The 17,188-nt window shown below is 71.3% G+C and carries 17 protein-coding genes; 12 read left to right on the plus strand and 5 right to left on the minus strand.

What is annotated here, in order from left to right:
- The first annotated feature begins 87 nt into the window (after positions 1-87).
- Positions 88-603: a hypothetical protein gene (locus tag K5L01_RS11030; RefSeq protein ID WP_250064543.1), complete on the plus strand. Its 516-nt coding sequence runs from the start codon at positions 88-90 to the stop codon at positions 601-603.
- Positions 604-633: 30 nt separating this feature from the next.
- Here the strand turns inward: K5L01_RS11030 and K5L01_RS11035 are convergent, their stop codons facing one another.
- Complete coding sequence (locus tag K5L01_RS11035; RefSeq protein ID WP_250064545.1) at positions 634-1,263, minus strand: RcnB family protein; 630 nt, start codon at positions 1,261-1,263, stop codon at positions 634-636.
- Between the two features lie 83 nt (positions 1,264-1,346).
- The gene (locus K5L01_RS11040) at positions 1,347-2,603 is read right to left on the minus strand and encodes a 6-phosphofructokinase (RefSeq protein ID WP_250064547.1); all 1,257 of its coding nucleotides are present in this window, start codon (positions 2,601-2,603) and stop codon (positions 1,347-1,349) included.
- Positions 2,604-2,751: 148 nt separating this feature from the next.
- Here K5L01_RS11040 and K5L01_RS11045 point away from each other — a divergent pair, with 148 nt between their 5' ends.
- Positions 2,752-3,315, plus strand: a complete 564-nt coding sequence (locus K5L01_RS11045) for an adenylate kinase (protein ID WP_250064549.1) — start codon at positions 2,752-2,754, stop codon at positions 3,313-3,315.
- Positions 3,316-3,400: 85 nt separating this feature from the next.
- Entirely contained in the window at positions 3,401-4,765 is a 1,365-nt protein-coding gene (gene mpl / locus K5L01_RS11050) for a UDP-N-acetylmuramate:L-alanyl-gamma-D-glutamyl-meso-diaminopimelate ligase (protein WP_250064550.1), read from the plus strand.
- A 25-nt stretch (positions 4,766-4,790) separates the two neighbouring features.
- Here the strand turns inward: mpl and K5L01_RS11055 are convergent, their stop codons facing one another.
- Positions 4,791-5,615, minus strand: coding sequence for an IclR family transcriptional regulator (locus K5L01_RS11055; RefSeq protein ID WP_250064552.1), 825 nt, complete (start codon positions 5,613-5,615; stop codon positions 4,791-4,793).
- 61 nt (positions 5,616-5,676) lie between these two features.
- Positions 5,677-6,345 carry a hypothetical protein gene (locus K5L01_RS11060; protein ID WP_250064554.1) on the minus strand — a complete coding sequence of 223 codons (669 nt, stop codon included), beginning with the start codon at positions 6,343-6,345 and terminating at the stop codon, positions 5,677-5,679.
- Between the two features lie 148 nt (positions 6,346-6,493).
- On the opposite strand from K5L01_RS11060, the gene K5L01_RS11065 reads away from it, so the two are divergent.
- The 8 genes from K5L01_RS11065 (at position 6,494) to K5L01_RS11100 (ending at position 13,783) form a co-directional block, all read left to right on the plus strand.
- Complete coding sequence (locus K5L01_RS11065; protein ID WP_250064555.1) at positions 6,494-7,759, plus strand: MFS transporter; 1,266 nt, start codon at positions 6,494-6,496, stop codon at positions 7,757-7,759.
- Positions 7,760-7,780: 21 nt separating this feature from the next.
- Positions 7,781-7,984 (plus strand): tautomerase family protein, encoded by a 204-nt coding sequence (locus tag K5L01_RS11070; RefSeq protein ID WP_250064556.1) that lies wholly within the window; start codon positions 7,781-7,783, stop codon positions 7,982-7,984.
- On the plus strand, positions 7,981-8,778 hold the full coding sequence (locus tag K5L01_RS11075) for a fumarylacetoacetate hydrolase family protein (protein ID WP_336254127.1): 798 nt from the start codon (positions 7,981-7,983) through the stop codon (positions 8,776-8,778). Before K5L01_RS11070 ends, K5L01_RS11075 begins: the two co-directional genes overlap by 4 nt.
- A 41-nt stretch (positions 8,779-8,819) precedes the next feature.
- Positions 8,820-9,758 (plus strand): acetaldehyde dehydrogenase (acetylating), encoded by a 939-nt coding sequence (locus K5L01_RS11080; RefSeq protein WP_250064557.1) that lies wholly within the window; start codon positions 8,820-8,822, stop codon positions 9,756-9,758.
- 9 nt (positions 9,759-9,767) lie between these two features.
- Positions 9,768-10,808 carry a 4-hydroxy-2-oxovalerate aldolase gene (gene dmpG, locus K5L01_RS11085; protein ID WP_250064558.1) on the plus strand — a complete coding sequence of 347 codons (1,041 nt, stop codon included), beginning with the start codon at positions 9,768-9,770 and terminating at the stop codon, positions 10,806-10,808.
- Complete coding sequence (gene dmpH / locus K5L01_RS11090; protein WP_250064559.1) at positions 10,805-11,593, plus strand: 2-oxo-3-hexenedioate decarboxylase; 789 nt, start codon at positions 10,805-10,807, stop codon at positions 11,591-11,593. The genes dmpG and dmpH overlap by 4 nt, the downstream gene beginning before the upstream one ends.
- Before the next feature lie 123 nt (positions 11,594-11,716).
- Positions 11,717-13,084, plus strand: a complete 1,368-nt coding sequence (locus K5L01_RS11095) for a DcaP family trimeric outer membrane transporter (protein ID WP_250064560.1) — start codon at positions 11,717-11,719, stop codon at positions 13,082-13,084.
- A gap of 87 nt (positions 13,085-13,171) precedes the next feature.
- Positions 13,172-13,783, plus strand: a complete 612-nt coding sequence (locus K5L01_RS11100; protein WP_250064561.1) for an LON peptidase substrate-binding domain-containing protein — start codon at positions 13,172-13,174, stop codon at positions 13,781-13,783.
- A gap of 466 nt (positions 13,784-14,249) precedes the next feature.
- Here the strand turns inward: K5L01_RS11100 and K5L01_RS11105 are convergent, their stop codons facing one another.
- Positions 14,250-16,256 carry a bifunctional DedA family/phosphatase PAP2 family protein gene (locus K5L01_RS11105; protein WP_250064614.1) on the minus strand — a complete coding sequence of 669 codons (2,007 nt, stop codon included), beginning with the start codon at positions 16,254-16,256 and terminating at the stop codon, positions 14,250-14,252.
- A gap of 98 nt (positions 16,257-16,354) precedes the next feature.
- Between K5L01_RS11105 and K5L01_RS11110 the strand changes: the two genes are divergently transcribed.
- A complete protein-coding gene (locus K5L01_RS11110) occupies positions 16,355-17,023 on the plus strand; it encodes a phosphotransferase (protein ID WP_250064562.1) in 669 nt (222 codons plus the stop codon).
- The last annotated feature ends 165 nt before the right edge of the window (positions 17,024-17,188 follow it).

Below are 17,188 nucleotides of genomic sequence, written 5' to 3' on the forward strand. Positions count from 1 at the left end.
GGTGCACTGTCACGGCCCGGCGCCTTGCCCCGGCGTTCAGCGCCGGGCTGCCACCGTGCGCGTTTCCGCGCATGCAGGAGAACGCACATGAGAACGGGTCAGGGACGGTGGCCGGCGGGGTTGCCGGCCTTGCTGCTGGCGCTGCCGGTGGCGGCCTTCGCCGACGCGCCGGAGATACAGCGACCGGCGGCCACCGCGCAGGCGGTGGGCGCGCTGCACACGGTACGGCAGATCCCCGAGGCCTGCGTGCGCATCGAAGGCCGGTTCACCGGACAGGCCGAGGCCCCCTACGCGATGCGCCTGGTCACGACCGACGCGCGCTGCCAGCCGCGTGCCGGGATGCTGGAGGCCGCAGAGGTCCGTCCCGGCGAGGACGGGTGGCGGCTCAACGACCGCATCGTCATACCCGCCGCCGGCTGCCCGGGCCAGGAGGCGGTGGTCGAAGTGTGGCGGCGTCCGGTGGAGCAGGCCCTGGCGCGCGACGGGCAGGGCCAGGTACGGCTGTACCTGGGCGACCTGCGGGAGCAGGCCGCGGCCGCCGGGTTGCCGGCCCGGCCGGCGTACGCGGCACGCATGCAGGTGGAAGGGCAGGCCTGCGGCTGATCCGGGCCATGCCCTCGGTGAGGCGCCCGCTCAGCGCAGCAGGGCATCCATGATCAGCTGGTTGGCGATGTCCAGCAGCAGGTAGTCGCCGCCGTCGGTGCGTACCCACTGCTGGCCCCGTGCGGGCTGGCGCAGGGAATGGTGGTGCCAGTCGTGCACCACCTCGCGCGGGCCGTCGTAGCGGCGGCCGCGTTCCCAGCGGGACGCGAGCGGCGGGCCCGCCTGCGCCTGGGCGCGGCGGCGCTGGATCGCCTCCTGTTCGCGCTGCCAGGCCGCGTCGCGCTGGCGCTGTTGCTGTGCGCGCCGTTGCAGTTCCGCCTCCTGGCTGCGCTGCCAGGCCTCGTCGCGGCGGCGCTGCTGGTCGGCGAGGTCGCGCTGCTGCTGTGCCTGGCGCAGCTGGAGGGCCTCGTCGCGGCGACGCTGCTGCTCGTCACGCTGGCGCTGCTGTTCCTGCCATTGGCGCTGGCGTTCCTGCTCGCGTTCGCGCTGTGCCTGCTGGCGCTGGCGCTGTTCCTCGCGGATCTGCCAGTCGGGCTTGGCCGCCGACCCGCCGCCGGAAGGGCCCTGCCAGCGGCCATCGTCGTGTGCCATCGCCTGCGGCAGGCCGGCCGTGGCGCCGAGCGCCAGTACGAGAACCGCGCAGCGCGGAAGAAACCCCATGATCGACTCCTTGTCAGTGGCGGGGACGCCGCCGTGCGCGGGGTGCGCACGGGACGCCGCCGCGGACGATGCGTCCGCGCCGCTCAACCTTCCCAGATCGGCAGCTTCTTCGCCACCGCCACGTTCTTCAGCGCCACGTACCTGGGCAGGCCGTCGCGGCCGTAGGGCAGCGGCGCTTCGCCCCGGATCAGCGGCTGCAGGTAGCGGCGCGCCTTCTCGGTGATGCCAAAGCCGTCGCGGCGGATGAAGCCGGCCGGCATCTTCTTCTCGTGGTTGGCGACCTTCGACAGCGGCGCGGCCTCGATCTTCCAGCGGTACGGCGCGTCGGCGGTGCGTACGATCACCGGCATCACCGCATTGCGGCCTTCCAGCGCGAACCGCACCGCGGCCTTGCCGACCGCCTGCGCCTGCTCCCAGTCGGTCTTGGACGCGAGGTGGCGGGCCGAGCGCTGCAGGTAGTCGGGCAGGGTCCAGTGCACCTTGTAGCCGAGCGTGGCCTTGACGCGGCCGGCCAGGTAGGACGCGACCCCGCCGAGCTGGGTATGGCCGAAGGAGTCCTTGACGCCGCCGGCGTCGGCGACGAAGCCGCCGTCGGCGGTGCGGATGCCTTCGCTGGCGACGACCACGCACCAGCCGACCTTCGCCACCACCTTCTCGACCCTGGCCAGGAAGGCGGCCTCGTCGTAGGCGCGTTCGGGCAGCAGCAGGATCTGCGGCGCGGCGTCCGGGTCCCCGCCCGCCAGCCCGGCCGCGGCGGCCAGCCAGCCGGCATGGCGGCCCATGGCCTCGTAGATGAACACCCGGGTGGAGGTCTCGGCCATCGCCGCCACGTCCAGCGCGGCCTCGCGCACCGACACCGCGGTGTACTTGGCGGCCGAGCCGAAGCCCGGGCAGGTGTCGGTGACGGCCAGGTCGTTGTCGATGGTCTTGGGCACGCCCACGCAGGTCAGCGGGTAGTCGAACTCCCGGGCCAGCTGCGACACCTTCAGCGCGGTGTCGGCCGAATCGTTGCCGCCGTTGTAGAGGAACCAGCGCACGTCGTGCGCCCTGAGCACGTCCAGCAGACGCTCGTACCTGGCCCGGTCCGCCTCCAGCGATTTGAGCTTGTAGCGGCACGATCCGAAGGCGCCGCCCGGCGTATGGGCCAGCCCGGCGATGTTGGCCGCCGGCTCCCTGGAGGTGTCGATCAGCTCCTCGCGCAGCGCGCCGAGGATGCCGTTGCGCGCCGCCAACACCTTGATTTTCCTTGCCCTGGCTTCGCTGATGACGGCGGAGGCGGTGGCGTTGATGACGGCGGTGACGCCGCCGGACTGGGCGTAGAGCAGGGTGCCTTGGGACATGGAAGGGTCTCTCGGAGGGGGGCGGTTCCGGGACATTGGCCGGATGCGGTAAGCTGCGTTATTGCGGTGCAGCGTGAATCGGCCCCTGAGTCTAACGCCGCTGTCCGTCCCTGAAAGACGTCGACCTCACATAGCAAGGGAGTCAGCAATGCGATTGGTTCTGTTGGGACCGCCCGGTTCGGGCAAGGGCACGCAGGCGAGCCGCCTGAAGGAACACCTGGAGATCGCGCACATCTCCACCGGCGACCTGCTGCGCGCCGAAGTGGCCGCCGGCACCGAGCTGGGCAAGCAGGCCAAAGCGGTCATGGACGCCGGCAACCTGGTGTCCGACGACATCCTGCTGGGCATGCTCGAATCGCGCCTGGCCCAGGCCGACGTGGCCAAGGGCTTCATCCTCGACGGCTACCCGCGCAACGTCGCCCAGGCCAACGCGCTCGGCGCGCTGCTGGCACGGCTGCAGCAGCCGCTGGACGCCATCGTGCAACTGGACGTGCCGACCGAACTGCTGGTCGAGCGCATCGCCGGTCGCGCCCAGGAGCAGGGCCGTGCCGACGACAATCCCGAAGCGGTGCGCCACCGCCTGCAGGTCTACAACGAATCCACCGCGCCGGTGATCGACTTCTACGCCGCCAAGGGCACCCTGGCGCGGGTCGACGGGGTCGGCACGCTGGACGAGGTGCTGGCCCGCATCCTGGCGGCGATCAAGCGCTGAACCCCGGCGCCGGCCGCGTGCCGGCGCAGCCTCCGCGGCGGCCGCGACCGCCGCAACGGACGGCGGTATCGGCGACAATCGCCGGATGAGAAAGATCCACATCCTCGGCATCGCCGGAACGTTCATGGGCGGCGTGGCCGCCCTGGCCCGCGAACTGGGCCACCAGGTCGAAGGCAGCGACCAGGCGGTCTACCCGCCCATGTCCACCCAGCTGGAGCGGCTGGGCATCGCCCTGTCGCAGGGCTACCTGGCCGACAACATCGGCCGCGACTGCGACGACATCGTGATCGGCAATGCGCTCTCGCGCGGCAACGCTGCGGTCGAGGCGGTCCTCGACCAGGGGCGCCGCTACACCAGCGGCGCGCAATGGCTGGCCGAGAACGTGCTGCCCGGCCGCGACACGCTGGCGGTCGCCGGCACCCACGGCAAGACCACCACCACGACCATCCTGGCCTACCTGCTGCAGGCGGCCGGCCGCGCGCCGGGGTTCCTGATCGGCGGCGTGGCCGAGGATTTCGGCGTGTCGGCGCGCATCGGCCAGGGCCGCGCGTTCGTGGTCGAGGCCGACGAATACGACACCGCGTTCTTCGACAAGCGCAGCAAGTTCGTCCATTACCGGCCGCGGGTGGCGATCCTCAACAACCTGGAATACGACCACGCCGACATCTTCCCGGACGTGGCCGCGATCCAGCGCCAGTTCCACCACCTGGTGCGCACCCTGCCGGGCACCGGGCGGCTGATCGTCAATGGCGAGGACGCGCGCCTGGCCGAGGTGCTGGCGATGGGCTGCTGGACGCCGGTGGAACGCTTCGGCTTCGATCCCGCGCTGGAATGGAGCGCGCGCCTGGTCGAACAGGATGGCAGTGCGTTCGCGGTGCGGCACCGTGGCGTGGAGATGGCGACGGTGGCGTGGCCGCTGCTGGGCCGCCACAACGTGCTCAACGGCCTGGCCGCCCTGGCGGCCGCGCATGCGGTGGGCGTGGACGTGGCCGCCGTCGCGCCGGCCCTGGCGCGCTTCCAGAGCGTCAAACGGCGCATGGAGGTGATCGGCAGCGCACGGGGCGTGACCCTCTACGACGATTTCGCGCATCACCCGACCGCGATCCGCACCACCCTGGAAGGGCTGCGGGCCCGGGTCGGCGACGCCCGCATCGTGGTGGCGATGGAGCCGCGCAGCAACTCGATGCGCTCCGGCGCGCATGCCGGCGCGCTGGCGCCGTCGCTGGACGCGGCCGATGCGGTGGTGTTCCTGGCGCGCCCGGAGCTGCCGTGGAATGCCGCGCCGGTGATCGCCGCGGTGCGCGGCGAAGCGCAGGCGGTGGCCGACAGCGGGGCGCTGCTGGCCTGCCTGGAGCGTTGGGTGGGGGCCGGCGACCACGTCGTGTTCATGTCCAACGGCGGGTTCGACAACGCGCCGCGGCGGCTGCTGGTGGCATTGCAGGCGGATTGACGGCGGCCCGCGCGTGGCGGGCCGGTCAGCCGGTATGGCCCATCGCCGCCGAGATCTGCCCCGCGGCGTCCAGCAGGGCCTGCACGTGCGCCGGGTCCGGCGTGCTCGGCAGGTAGTGGATGGAACCGACGATGGCCAGGGTGCCGAACAGCTCGCCGTCGGCCTGCAGCAGCGGCGCGGCCAGGGCGTTGATGCCGATGTACAGCTCTTCCGGGGCGTCGGCCCAGCCGCGCCGGCGCACCAGCGCAATCTCGGCGGCCAGCCGCTCCGGGTCGACGATGGTGCGCGGGGTGCAGGCCGGCAGCGGTTGCTGCAGGTAGCCGTCGCGGAGCTTCTGCGCGCCGAACGCGAGCACGATCTTGCCCTGCGCCACGCTGTTGTGGTGGAAACGGGTGCCGGGGCGCAGGCTGATCTCCACCGGCGCGGTGCCGCGCAGCAGGTCGATGACCACCACTTCGTTGTCGGAGAAGGTGGAGATCACCACCGTCTGCCCGACCTGGTCGCGCAGGCTCTCCAGCACCGGCCGCGCCAGGCTCACCACGTCGAAGCGGCTGTTGCAGGCGCGCGCCAGCAGGAACATCTGCCAACCGACGCGGTACTGGTTGGTGTCCGGATCCTGGGCGACGTAGCCGTGCTCGCGCAGCACGCTGAGGTGGCGGTGGACGCGGGCCTTGGGCATGCCCAACAGCTGCGCCAGCCGCGTGACCCCAAGGCCACCCGGCGCCGAGGCCAGCGCCTCGACCACCTTCAGCGCGACGATCGCGGTGGGCAGGCCCTGTTCGATGGCCTCGTCGGGGGCCGGCGCGGTGCCGCGCGCATCCTTGGGGTCGGTCGAGGGGCTGGCGGGCATTGCGTACCTGTGTGCATGGGCGTGGCGGGAACGCGACCGGCGCCGGTCGCGTTTTTGCCGATTATGGCAGGTCGATGTATCGCTCTGCGAAAACCTTGTAACGCTGGGTCTTCTCCGCGGCGGCGTCCTCGGCGCGCACGTAGCGGATCGAACTGCGGCCCTTGAGCTGGCGCGGCAGCAGGAAGCAGCGGATGAAGCGGGTTTCCTCGTCCTCGGTGGTCGGCGCCAGCACCGGCGCATGGCCCAGCTCGAACCAGGCGTGCCCGGCCGGATGGTCGTGGCGCTGGCCCAGGGTCTCGATGCTGATCCGGCCGTAGTCGCAGATGCGGATGCCCGGGCCCTGGTGGACATGGGTGAGGGCGACACCGCCCTTCGGGAAGTCGACCCGGTCGCAGCGCATCAGCCATTCGAAGCGCGGATCCAGGTCGATCGGGGCTTCCAGCTTGAGCTCGCTGCGGGTGGCCGGGGCCGAGGGCAGAGCGCTCGCGGGGTGACCGGCCACGGTCAGGTCCCAGCGCCACAGCACGGTGTCCTCGGCGCCGTTGAGCAGGGTCAGCGGCGCCTGGCCGACGCGCGCCTGGGCCGGATCCAGGGCCTGCGCGTCGCTGGGCGATTCGACCATCAGCCCGCCCTGGCGCACGTACAGCGCACGCGGGCCCCCCGGCAGGTACACCGGCGGGCAGCCGGCCGGCAGGTGGTCTTCATGGAGGCGGAGGATCAGTTCGGACATCGGACTCTCACTGTGGGTGCGGTATTCGTATCGTATATCGATACAGATTTATCTGTCATGTTCCATTTCTATTATTTTTGCGGTAGTTTGCGCACTCGGTATCGTTTATCGATACTCTCGTTTCGGCCAAGACTCCGGAGGGAAGCCAGTGGCACAGCGCGGTTCGACGATCCAGGAAGTGAGCGCCACCCCCGGTGGCCGTTGGTGGCAGGGCGCCAGCAAGCAGCAGTGGGGCACGTTCCGTTCGGCCTATCTGGGCTGGATGCTGGACGTGATGGACCTGATGTTGTTCGCGATGGTGCTCAAGCACGTCAGTGCGGACCTGGGCTTCGACAAGTCGCAGGCGGGCATGGTGATGTCGGCCACGCTGCTGGCCACGGCGCTGGGCGGGCTGGTGTTCGGCTACCTCGCCGACCGCATGGGCCGCGCCAAATCGATGATGCTGAGCATCATCTGCTACTCGATCGGCACCGCGCTGTGCGGCCTGTCCGACACCCTCGGGCAGCTGATGCTGTTCCGCATCGTGGTCGGCCTTGGCGTCGGCGGCGAGTGGTCGGCCGGTTCGGCCCTGGTCAGCGAGAGCTGGCCGGCGCAGCACCGCGGCAAGATCCTGGCCTGGATCCAGAGCGCGTTCGCCTCCGGCTACGCGGCCGCGGCGATCGTCGCCGCGCTGGTCGTGCCGACCCTGGGCTGGCGCTGGGTGTTCGTGGTCGGCCTGCTGCCGGCGCTGCTGGCGTTCTACGTGCGCCGCCACGTCAAGGAGCCGGAGATCTGGGTCAACCAGGCGCAGCGGCTGAGCTTCGGCCAGACCATGGGCAAGCTGTTCGGTGCGCATGCACGCAGCACCCTGGTCGGCCTGGCCTTCGTCACCGCGGCGATGTGCGGCTACTGGGGGCTGTTCACCTGGATCCCGACCTACCTGGCCACCCCGGTGGCCGACGGCGGTCCCGGGCTGGACCTGGTTAAGTCGACGATCTGGATCGTGATCATGCAGGTCGGCGCGGCGTTCGGGTTCGTCACGTTCGGCTACATCGCCGACCGGATCGGCCGCAAGAAGACCTTCATCCTGTTCTTCGTCTGCTCGGCGCTGACCGTGCCGCTGTTCGTGATGATCAAGTCGCCGATGGCGCTGATGGCCTTCGGCATCGTCGTCGCGTACTTCGGCACCGGCTTCTACAGCGGCTTCGCGCCGACCTTCGCCGAGATGTTCCCGACCACCGTGCGCGCCACCGCGCAGGGCTTCGTCTACAACGGCGGGCGCGCCATCGCCGCGATCGCCCCGGCGCTGATCGGCTTCCTCGCCAACCGCTACGGCGTGGCCAGCGGACTGATGGCCACCGCCGGGTTCTTCGCGCTGGCGGCGGTGATCGTGCTGCTGTTCCTGCCCGAGACCAAGGGCGCAGAACTGACCTGAGTGCAATGCTGGAGTAGAGAAATGCCGATCATCCAAGTGACCCTGGTACAGGGCCGCGACGAAGCGAAAGTGCAGGGATTCATCCGCGAGGTGGCGCGTGTGGCGCACGCCGAGCTGGGCGCGCCGATGAGCGCCATCCGGGTGATGGTCAACGAGGTCGCGCCGCAGCGGTTCGCGGTGGGCGACGTGCTCAAGAGCGATCCTGCCACCGGAGCCGGGCCGTGAGCGCGCCGCTGCTCGACGGCGCCGCCATCGCCCGGCACGGCGCCGAGCTGCATGCGGCGCTGCGCGGCGGCGTCGCCGTGGCGCCGCTGAGCGAACGCCTCCCGGGCCTGGGGCTGGCCGACGCCTATGCGATCTCCAGCGACCTGCTGGCGCGCCGCCTGGCCGACGGCGAACGGGTGGTGGGCAAGAAGATCGGCGCCACCTCGGTGGCGGTGCAGCGCATGCTGAACGTGGAGCAGCCGGACTTCGGCTTCCTCACCGACCGCATGCAGGTCGCCAACGGCGGGGTGCTGTCCACGGCGGGCCTGATCGCTCCGCGCGCCGAGGGCGAGATCGCCTTCCATCTCAAGCGCGACCTGGCCGGCCCGGGCGTCACCCACCATGACGTGCTGGCCGCCACCGAGGCGCTGTCGGTGTGCTTCGAGATCGTCGATTCGCGCATCGCCGACTGGCGCATCGGCATCACCGATACCGTCGCCGACAACGCCTCGGCCGCGGCCTACGTGCTGGGCGACCTGCGGGTGCCGCCGAAGGACCTCGACCTGGGCACGCTGGGCATGGTGGTCGAGAAGAACGGCGAGCTGGCCGCCACCGGTGCCGGCGCCGCGGCGCTGGGCTCGCCGGTCAACTGCGTGGCCTGGCTGGCCAATACCCTGGGCCGCCTCGGCACGCCGCTCAAGGCCGGCGAGGTGATCCTGTCCGGCGCGCTGGTGCCGCTGATCCCGGTCGCCGCCGGCGACCACATGCGCGTGCGGGTCGGCGCGCTGGGCAGCGCCGAGATCCGCTTCGCATGACCCCTGCCTCCTCCCCCCCCATCGAACGACAGGAGTTCTGCATGACCCTGAAAGCGGCCATCGTCGGTCCCGGCAACATCGGCACCGACCTGATGATCAAGATCCTGCGCCACGGCAAGCACGTCGAAATGGCGGCGCTGGTCGGCATCGACCCGGCCTCGGACGGGCTGGCGCGCGCCGCGCGCATGGGCGTGCCGACCATCGCTACCGGTGTGGCCGGTCTGGTCGCGTCGGAGCTGTTCGCCGACATCGATATCGTGTTCGACGCCACTTCGGCCGCCGCGCACGTGGCCAACGACGCGCTGCTGCGCGCGGCCAAGCCCGGCATCCGCGTGATCGACCTGACCCCGGCGGCGATCGGCCCGTACTGCGTGCCGACGGTGAACCTGGACGACAACATCGACGCGGCCAACGTCAACATGGTCACCTGCGGCGGCCAGGCGACCATCCCGATGGTCGCGGCGGTGGCGTCGGTGGCCAAGGTCACGTACGCCGAGATCGTGGCCAGCATCGCCAGCAAGAGTGCCGGCCCCGGCACCCGCGCCAACATCGACGAATTCACCGAGACCACCTCGCGCGCGATCGAGAGCGTGGGCGGTGCGGCGGTGGGCAAGGCGATCATCGTGCTCAACCCGGCCGAGCCGCCGCTGCTGATGCGCGACACCGTCTACGTGCTCAGCGAAGCGGCCGACACCGCGGCCATCGAAGCGGCGGTGGAGGCGATGGCCGCGCGGGTGGCCGCCTACGTGCCGGGCTACCGGCTCAAGCAGCGGGTGCAGTTCGAAGTGCTTGACGCCCCCGTCGACGTGCCGGGCGTGGGCCCGGCCACCGGCCTGAAGACCTCGATCTTCCTGGAAGTCGAAGGTGCCGCGCACTACCTGCCGGCCTATGCCGGCAACCTGGACATCATGACCTCGGCCGCGCTGGCCACTGGCGAGCGCATGGCCGCTGCGCTGCTGGCCGCGCGCGCGGCCGGGTGAGGAACGACCATGACCGAGAACAAACTCTATATTTCCGACGTCACCCTGCGTGACGGCTCGCATGCGGTGCGCCACCGCTACAGCATCGCGCAGGTCCAGGCGATCGCGGCCGCGCTGGACCGGGCACGGGTGGATTCCATCGAAGTCGCCCATGGCGACGGCCTGCGCGGCTCCTCGTTCAACTACGGGTTCGGCGCGCACAGCGACGTGGAGTGGATCGCGGCGGCCGCCGGCGCGGTCGAGCATGCGCGGATCGCCACCCTGCTGCTGCCGGGCATCGGCACCGTGCACGACCTCCGGAACGCCCACGCCGCCGGCGCGCGCATCGTGCGCGTGGCCACCCACTGCACCGAGGCCGATGTCTCGCGGCAGCACATCGAAGCGGCCCGGGCGCTGGACATGGATGCGGTGGGCTTCCTGATGATGAGCCACATGACCGCGCCGGCGGCGCTGGCGGACGAGGCGAAGAAGATGGAGGGCTACGGCGCCTCCTGCGTCTACGTGGTCGACTCCGGCGGCGCGCTGAGCATGAACGGGGTGCGCGAGCGCGTGGCCGCGCTGCGCGAGGCCCTGCAGCCGGGCACCCAGATCGGCATCCATGCCCACCACAACCTGTCGCTGGGCGTGGCCAACTCCATCGTCGCGGTCGAGGCCGGGGCGCTCCGCGTGGATGCCAGCCTCGCCGGCATGGGCGCCGGCGCCGGCAACGCACCGCTGGAGGTGTTCATCGCCGCGGCCGAGCGCATGGGCTGGGCCCATGGCTGTGACCTGTACGCGCTGATGGACGCGGCCGACGACCTGGTGCGTCCGTTGCAGGACCGTCCGGTGCGGGTGGACCGCGAGACCCTGGCGCTGGGCTATGCCGGCGTCTACTCGAGCTTCCTGCGCCACGCCGAGGTGGCCGCGCAGCGGTTCGGGATCAACACCGTGGACATCCTGGTGGAGCTGGGCAAGCGGCGCATGGTCGGCGGCCAGGAGGACATGATCGTCGACGTCGCACTGGACATGCTGCGTGCGCGCGGCGCACAACCGCAGGAGAAACAGGCATGACGCTGGACCCTTCCCTCATCGAGGACTGCGCGCGGCGGCTGCTGGCCGCCGAGCAGGACGTGCGCGAGGTGACCAAGATCACCGACGCGCATCCGCAGCTCGACGTCGCCACCGCCTACGACATCCAGGACTGCCTGCGCGGCCTGAAGCAGGCCGCGGGCGTGCGCATCGTCGGCATGAAGATGGGCCTGACCTCGAAGCCGAAGATGCAGCAGATGGGCGTGGACACGCCGATCTACGGGTTCCTCGGCGACGACAACGCGGTGGATGACGGTGCGCTGGTCGATACCGCGCGCCTGATCCACCCGAAGGTGGAGGCGGAGATCGCCTTCGTGATGCGCGAAACGCTGTCCGGGCCGGACTGCGACGCGGCCCGGGTGCTGGCCGCCACCGACTACGTGGTCCCGGCGATCGAGCTGATCGATTCGCGCTACGAGAACTTCCGCTTCGACCTGCCCAGCGTGATCGCCGACAACACGTCGGCGGCGCGCTATGTGCTGGGCTCGCGGCCGACGTCGGTGGACGACCTGGACCTGCAGACCCTGGGCGTGGTGATGGAGAAGAACGGCCAGGTGGTCGAGGTCGGCGCCGGCGCCGCGGTGCTCGGCGATCCGGCCGGGGCGGTGGCGATGCTGGTCAACATGCTGGCGGCGCGCGGCGCGGTATTGCCGGCCGGCAGCGTGGTGCTGTCCGGCGCGATCACCGCGGCGGTGGCGGTGGCCGCCGGCGACAACGTGCTGGTGCGCGGCGACGGCATCGGCACCACCTCGATGCGGTTCGCATGACCGCCTAGCGGTCGCGCGGCGGGGCCTCCCGGGGTGCCCGCCGCCGGTTGCAACGATCCATTCATGACCGGCTTCCGCTGCGGGAGCCGGAACGGTGCGCTGTTGCCCTGGGAGGGGAAAACGATGATCGGAAACACGAAACTGGCCGTCCTGGCCACCACCGCGGCGCTGGCCGTCGCGCCGCTGGGCGTGCGCGCCCAGACCATGGACCCGCAGGCCATGGAGACGCGCATGGCGCAGCTGGAGCAGGAAATGCAGCAGATGCGCGCGATGCTGCAGGCGTACCGGGAACGCGAGGCCACCCAGGCCGCGCCGTCCCCGGCCGCGGTGCTGGACGACACCCGGGTGAGCGCGGCGCCTGCCGCGGCGGCGGCCCCCGCGGTGGCCATGCCCGGGGCGATGCCCGGCACCCGGCTGTCCTTCGGTGGGTTCATCAAGTTCGATGCGATGCACACCCGCACCAGCGACGGCGAGATCGCCGACGGATCGCCGGGCCGCCTGTTCTACTTCCCCGGCGCGACGCCGGTGGCGGTGGACGGCAACGGCCGCAGCGCCCGCTACAGCGATGTCCACGCGCAGTTCTCGCGGTTCTGGTTCGGCGCCGACACCACCACCGAGCGCGGCGACACCCTCAAGGCCTACCTGGAGGCGGACATGTACGGCGGCGGCAGCAACGCCTTCGCCGGCAACGAGGTCATCACCAACACCTATGCGGTCACCCTGCGCCAGGCCTATGTGAGCTGGAACGACTGGCTGGCCGGCCAGACCTGGTCCAACTTCCAGGACGTGGCCGCGCTGCCGGACACCGTGGACTTCACCGGCCCGTCCGAGGGCACCATCTTCTCGCGCCAGGCGCAGCTGCGGTATACCCGCGGTGCCTGGTCGTTCTCGGCGGAGAATCCGCAGACCACGATCACCCCGCAGGGTGGCAAGGGCGCGCGCATCAACAGCGGCGACGACGTGGTGCCGGACCTGACCGCGCGCTGGCTCACGCGCGGCGACTGGGGCCACTTCACCGCGGCGGCCCTGCTGCGCAACTTCCGCTACGACGGGCATACCGGCAGCGGCGGCGCGCTGAGTGTCTCCGGCCGCTTCAACCTGGGTGCCGACGACGACCTGCGCTACATGGTCAGCGGCGGTGCCGGCGTCGGCCGCTACCTGGGCTTCGCGCTGGGCAGCGACACGGTGCTCGATGCCCGCGGACGCCTGCACGCGATGGACGGCTATGGCGGCTTCGCCGCCTGGCGCCACGCGTTCTCGCCGAAGCTGCGCGGCAACCTGGTGTACTCGGTGGCGATGCTGGACAACAACGCCGCGCTGACCGGCTACGAGGTGACCGAGAAGGCGCAGTCGGTGCGTGCCAACCTGATCTATTCGCCGTTCCCGAAGCTCGACCTGGGCGTCGAACTCAGCCATGCGACGCGGCGCTTGGAGAACGGCGAGGAGGGCGACCTGAACCGTGTGCACACCCATGTGAAGTACACCTTCTGACCGCGTGACGTGCGGCGCCACGGCGTTGCCGTGGCGTCCGCCCGCACGCGGTGCGTTACCATCGTGGCCATTCCACCGGTTCCACGGTTGACGATCGCATTGTCCGAACTGCCGCTGTTTCCCCTGCGCTCGGTGTTGCTGCCTGGAGCGGCGCTGGGCCTGCGTGTCTTCGAGACGCGCTATCTGGACCTGGTGCGTGCCTGCGGGCGGACCGGCGGCACCTTCGGCATCTGCCTGATCCGCGAGGGCGAGGAAGTCGGTGCACCGGCGGTGCCGGCGGACTGGGGCGTGGAGGCGCGGATCGAGGATTTCGACCTCGGTGGCGATGGCGTCCTGCAGCTGCGGCTGCGTGGCGCGCGCCGCTTCCAGGTCGAACGGACCTGGGTGCAGCCCGGCGGCGTAGTGGCCGCGAACGTGGCCTGGAAGGCGCCGGACCCTGACGACGAGCTCCGCCCCGAGCACGCCCTGCTGGCCTTGCTGCTCGAGCGCATCCTGGAACAGGCCGGCGGCGAGTTCGCCGCGGCCGGCCCCGCGCAGCTGGACCAGGCCTCCTGGCTGGGCTGGCGGCTGGCCGAACTGCTGCCGCTGCAGGACGCGCAGCGGCTGGCCCTGCTGCAGGAAGACGACCCCCACCGCCGGCTCGACCAGCTGCTCGTCTGGATTCCCGAATTCGAGCCCCAGCCCGACGCCGGCCCGTAGCGCCGGGCCATGCCCGGCGGGGCTTGCCGGGAAGGCGCCAGCGGGGAGGGGCCGCGCTCTACAGGATGGGCATCAATCAGGCCTGTGTAGCGCCGGGCCATGCCCGGCGGGGCTTGCCGCGAAGGCGCCAGCGGGGCAGGGCCCCGCTCTACAGGATGGTGGGGCATCAACCCGCCTTGTGTAGCGCCGGGCCATGCCCGGCGGGGCTTGCCGCGAAGACGCCAGCGGGGCAGGGCCCCGCTCTACAGGATGGGCATCAACCAGGCCTGTGTAGCGCCGGGCCATGCCCGGCGGGGCTTGCCGCGAAGGCGCCAGCGGGGCGGGGCCCCGCTCTACTGGATGGGGCATCAACCCGCCTTGTGTAGCGTCGGGCCATGCCCGGCGGGGCGTTCGGCAAAAGCGCCCGCAGGGCGGGATCCCGCTCCACCGGTCCGTGCGTCGATCCGGTGTGCGGGGCGTCGGCGGGTCAGTCGTGGTCCTGGGGGACGCGGACCATCAGCAGCGGCATGCTGCCGTCGGCCAGGGGCCGGGTGCGGGTTTCCAGGCCGTCCAGTGCCTGGGTGACCGCCTCCAGTGCCGGGTCGACGCCGCGCAGCGGCAGCCACAGCCCGAACAGCTTGAAGTGCCGCTGGTAGCGCAGGGTCTGGGCGCTGCCCAGCCACAGCGGTGCCTGTCCAGGCTGCAGCTGTACCGGGGCCGGCCACAGGCGCAGCGCGTAGCGTTCGCCGGGATGGGCGCCTTCGCGCAGCATCAGCAGCGATTCGACATTGGTGTCCAGGGTAGCGGGCAGGACCGGCACCTGGTCCGCCGCCGCGTTGCTGTCGAGCATCGCCAGTGCCTGCTGCCAGCCGGCCTGGGGCTGCAGGGTCCAGCCGTGGCGTTCGAGCTGGCGCTGCAGCGGTGCCAGGGGGCCGGCCACCTGCACGTCCAGCGGCCAGCGCTGGTCGTCGTCGAATTCGTTGCGGCGCGCCGGCAGCTCGCGCCAACCGTCCTGCCACCAGTAGGCCGCGTCCATCACCCGCGGGGCCGCGGGAATGGGCTCGAACTTGGCCAGCTTGGCCGGGACGTTGCGCGGCGCATACCAGGCGCCGGCCAGCAGGAAGGCGCCGTAGAACAGCCACGCCGCCGGTTTGACCCAGAACGAGCGGTTGAAGCGGCGGCGGTAGGCGATGCCCAACAGCAGCAGCCAGAAGATTCCGAACAACATGCCGCCGATGACGTCGCTCAGCCAGTGCGCGCCCAGGTAGATGCGTGCGAAACCGATGACCGTGACCACGATGCCTGACACCAGGTAGGGCCATACCCGCGTGCGCCCCGGCAGTTCGCGGCCGATCAGCACGGCGAAGAAGCCGAAGGTGATGGTGGCCAGGGTCACCGACACCGAGGGGAAGCCGAAGCCGCTGCTGGCCGCCGGCGGCCGCACCACGTCCACGGTGGCGCCGAGCAGCTTGGTCAGCGCCAGGCCGAAGGCCAGTGCCGCCATCCAGTGCATGACCGCCATCCAGCGCCGCCGCCAGGCCAGGTAGCCCATGCCGGCGGCGATCGCCGGCAGCAGTACCTGCCAGTCGCCGAGCGCGGCCAGCGCCGCCATCGGGTGGTCGGCCAGCGGGTTGCGCAGCGCCAGCATCAACCGGTGCACGGCCATGTCCAGCGCCAGCGGTTCGCCATGGGCGATCACCACCATCAGCAGCACGAACCAGCCCCAGCCCAGCAGCAGCAGCATCAGTGCCAGCATCGCCAGCGGCACCGACTCGCGCCGGCGCGGATCGAACAGGGCGTTCAGCGAGCGCCCGAGGAAATGCGGGTGGCGCTGCGACAGCCGCAGCAGGCGCGACAGCCAGCCGTCCACGCGCACCGCCGACCAGCGGTAGCCGTACAGCACGATCGCCCAGACCAGGCCCAGCATCACGCCGAGCAGGGCCACCACCAGGAACAGGCGCCCGGCCACCGCGGCCACCGCGTCGTAGGCCTGGCCCAGCGCCCAGCCCGGCAGCAGGAACAGCACCGCCCAGGACAGGCTGGCGATGCCGCTGGCCTGGGCGTAGCGCAGCAGCGGCATGTTCGCCATGCCGGCGATGGCCGGCACGAACGGCCGGATCGCGCCGACGTAGCGGGCCACCAGGATGCTCTTGAACGCGTTGCGCCGGAACAGCAGCTCGCCGCGCTCCAGCAACTGCGGGTACCGGCTGAACGGCCAGACGCCGCGCAGGCGGTCGCCCCAGCGCCGGCCCACCCAATAGCTCAGGCCATCGCCACAGAAGGCGCCGAGGGTGGCGCAGGCCACCGCATAGGGGCCGGAGATCTCGCCCATGCCGATCAGTACCCCGACCGCGATCATCAGCGGCAGCGCCGGCACGATCGCACCGAGGATGATCACGGCGTCGCAGAAGGCGATGGCGAAGATGGCGGCCCCGGCCAGCACCGGGTGTGCGGCGATCCAGGCCAGGGTGTTGTCGATCCAGGAAGCGTCCATCGACGGATTATAGAAGCACGCCGCCGTCTGGCCGGTGGTCGGCGACAGCCGGTGGACAGCGGGCATGCAGGCGGCGGGGGCGACGGCCGGCCGCTAGAATGCCGGCGATGGCCAACACCGACGAGCGCATCCAGATCCTCAAATCCGACAGTTTCGGGCGCATCCTGCTGGTGCACCGCGACGGGCGGCGTTTCGTGCGCCGCGATCTCGGCGCGACGCCCTGGTGGCTGCGGGCACCGGCCTGGTGGCTGGCGCGGCGCGAGGCCCGTGCACTGGAGCGCTTGGACGGCATGGCGGCGACGCCGCGGCTGCTGGGCTGGGACGGCCGCTGGCTGGACCGCAGCTACATGGACGGGGCGGCCATGCACCAGCGTCCGCCGCGGGGCGACCTGGCGTACTTCCGCGCCGCGCGCCGCCTGCTGCAGCGGGTGCACCGGCACGGCATCGTCCACAACGACCTCGCCAAGGAAGCCAACTGGCTGGTGCGGGCCGACGGCACGCCGGCGCTGATCGACTTCCAACTGGCGGTCTGTGGCGACCCGCGCGCACGCTGGATGCGGCTGCTGGCACGCGAGGACCTGCGGCACCTGCTCAAGCACAAGCGCATGTACTGCGGCGACGCCCTGACGCCGGTCGAGCGGCGGCTGCTCAAGCGGCCTTCCTGGGTGCGGGACCTGTGGTTCGCCACTGGCAAGCCGCTCTACCGCTTCGTCACCCGGCGCCTGCTGCGCTGGGAAGACAACGAGGGGCAGGGCCCCAAGGCGTGAGCCCCCGCACCGCGGGATGCATCACCCCCACGCGGCCGCGCAGCCTCGGCCGTCGAACGCTGTCCTTGCCATTCCCCGCGCCTTGACCTGTTTCCCTCGCCAACGGGGGAATGCGCCGGCGGGAACCGCAAGGCTGGCCCCCGCCGGGAAAGCCCGCCGGGCGTT

Origin of the sequence: Stenotrophomonas mori (assembly GCF_023556335.1) — a bacterium.
GTDB lineage: Bacteria > Pseudomonadota > Gammaproteobacteria > Xanthomonadales > Xanthomonadaceae > Stenotrophomonas > Stenotrophomonas mori.

Excerpts from the sequence above, each read along its gene's own strand:
- K5L01_RS11045 (WP_250064549.1), top strand. The coding sequence starts at position 2,752 with ATGCGATTGGTTCTGTTGGGACCGCCCGGTTCGGGCAAGGGCACGCAG.
- K5L01_RS11095 (WP_250064560.1), top strand. The coding sequence starts at position 11,717 with ATGATCGGAAACACGAAACTGGCCGTCCTGGCCACCACCGCGGCGCTG.
- dmpG (WP_250064558.1), top strand. The coding sequence starts at position 9,768 with ATGACCGAGAACAAACTCTATATTTCCGACGTCACCCTGCGTGACGGC.
- K5L01_RS11070 (WP_250064556.1), top strand. The coding sequence starts at position 7,781 with ATGCCGATCATCCAAGTGACCCTGGTACAGGGCCGCGACGAAGCGAAA.
- K5L01_RS11030 (WP_250064543.1), top strand. The coding sequence starts at position 88 with ATGAGAACGGGTCAGGGACGGTGGCCGGCGGGGTTGCCGGCCTTGCTG.
- K5L01_RS11055 (WP_250064552.1), bottom strand. The coding sequence starts at position 5,615 with ATGCCCGCCAGCCCCTCGACCGACCCCAAGGATGCGCGCGGCACCGCG.
- K5L01_RS11110 (WP_250064562.1), top strand. The coding sequence starts at position 16,355 with ATGCCGGCGATGGCCAACACCGACGAGCGCATCCAGATCCTCAAATCC.
- K5L01_RS11040 (WP_250064547.1), bottom strand. The coding sequence starts at position 2,603 with ATGTCCCAAGGCACCCTGCTCTACGCCCAGTCCGGCGGCGTCACCGCC.
- K5L01_RS11080 (WP_250064557.1), top strand. The coding sequence starts at position 8,820 with ATGACCCTGAAAGCGGCCATCGTCGGTCCCGGCAACATCGGCACCGAC.
- K5L01_RS11035 (WP_250064545.1), bottom strand. The coding sequence starts at position 1,263 with ATGGGGTTTCTTCCGCGCTGCGCGGTTCTCGTACTGGCGCTCGGCGCC.
- K5L01_RS11060 (WP_250064554.1), bottom strand. The coding sequence starts at position 6,345 with ATGTCCGAACTGATCCTCCGCCTCCATGAAGACCACCTGCCGGCCGGC.
- dmpH (WP_250064559.1), top strand. The coding sequence starts at position 10,805 with ATGACGCTGGACCCTTCCCTCATCGAGGACTGCGCGCGGCGGCTGCTG.
- mpl (WP_250064550.1), top strand. The coding sequence starts at position 3,401 with ATGAGAAAGATCCACATCCTCGGCATCGCCGGAACGTTCATGGGCGGC.
- K5L01_RS11105 (WP_250064614.1), bottom strand. The coding sequence starts at position 16,256 with ATGGACGCTTCCTGGATCGACAACACCCTGGCCTGGATCGCCGCACAC.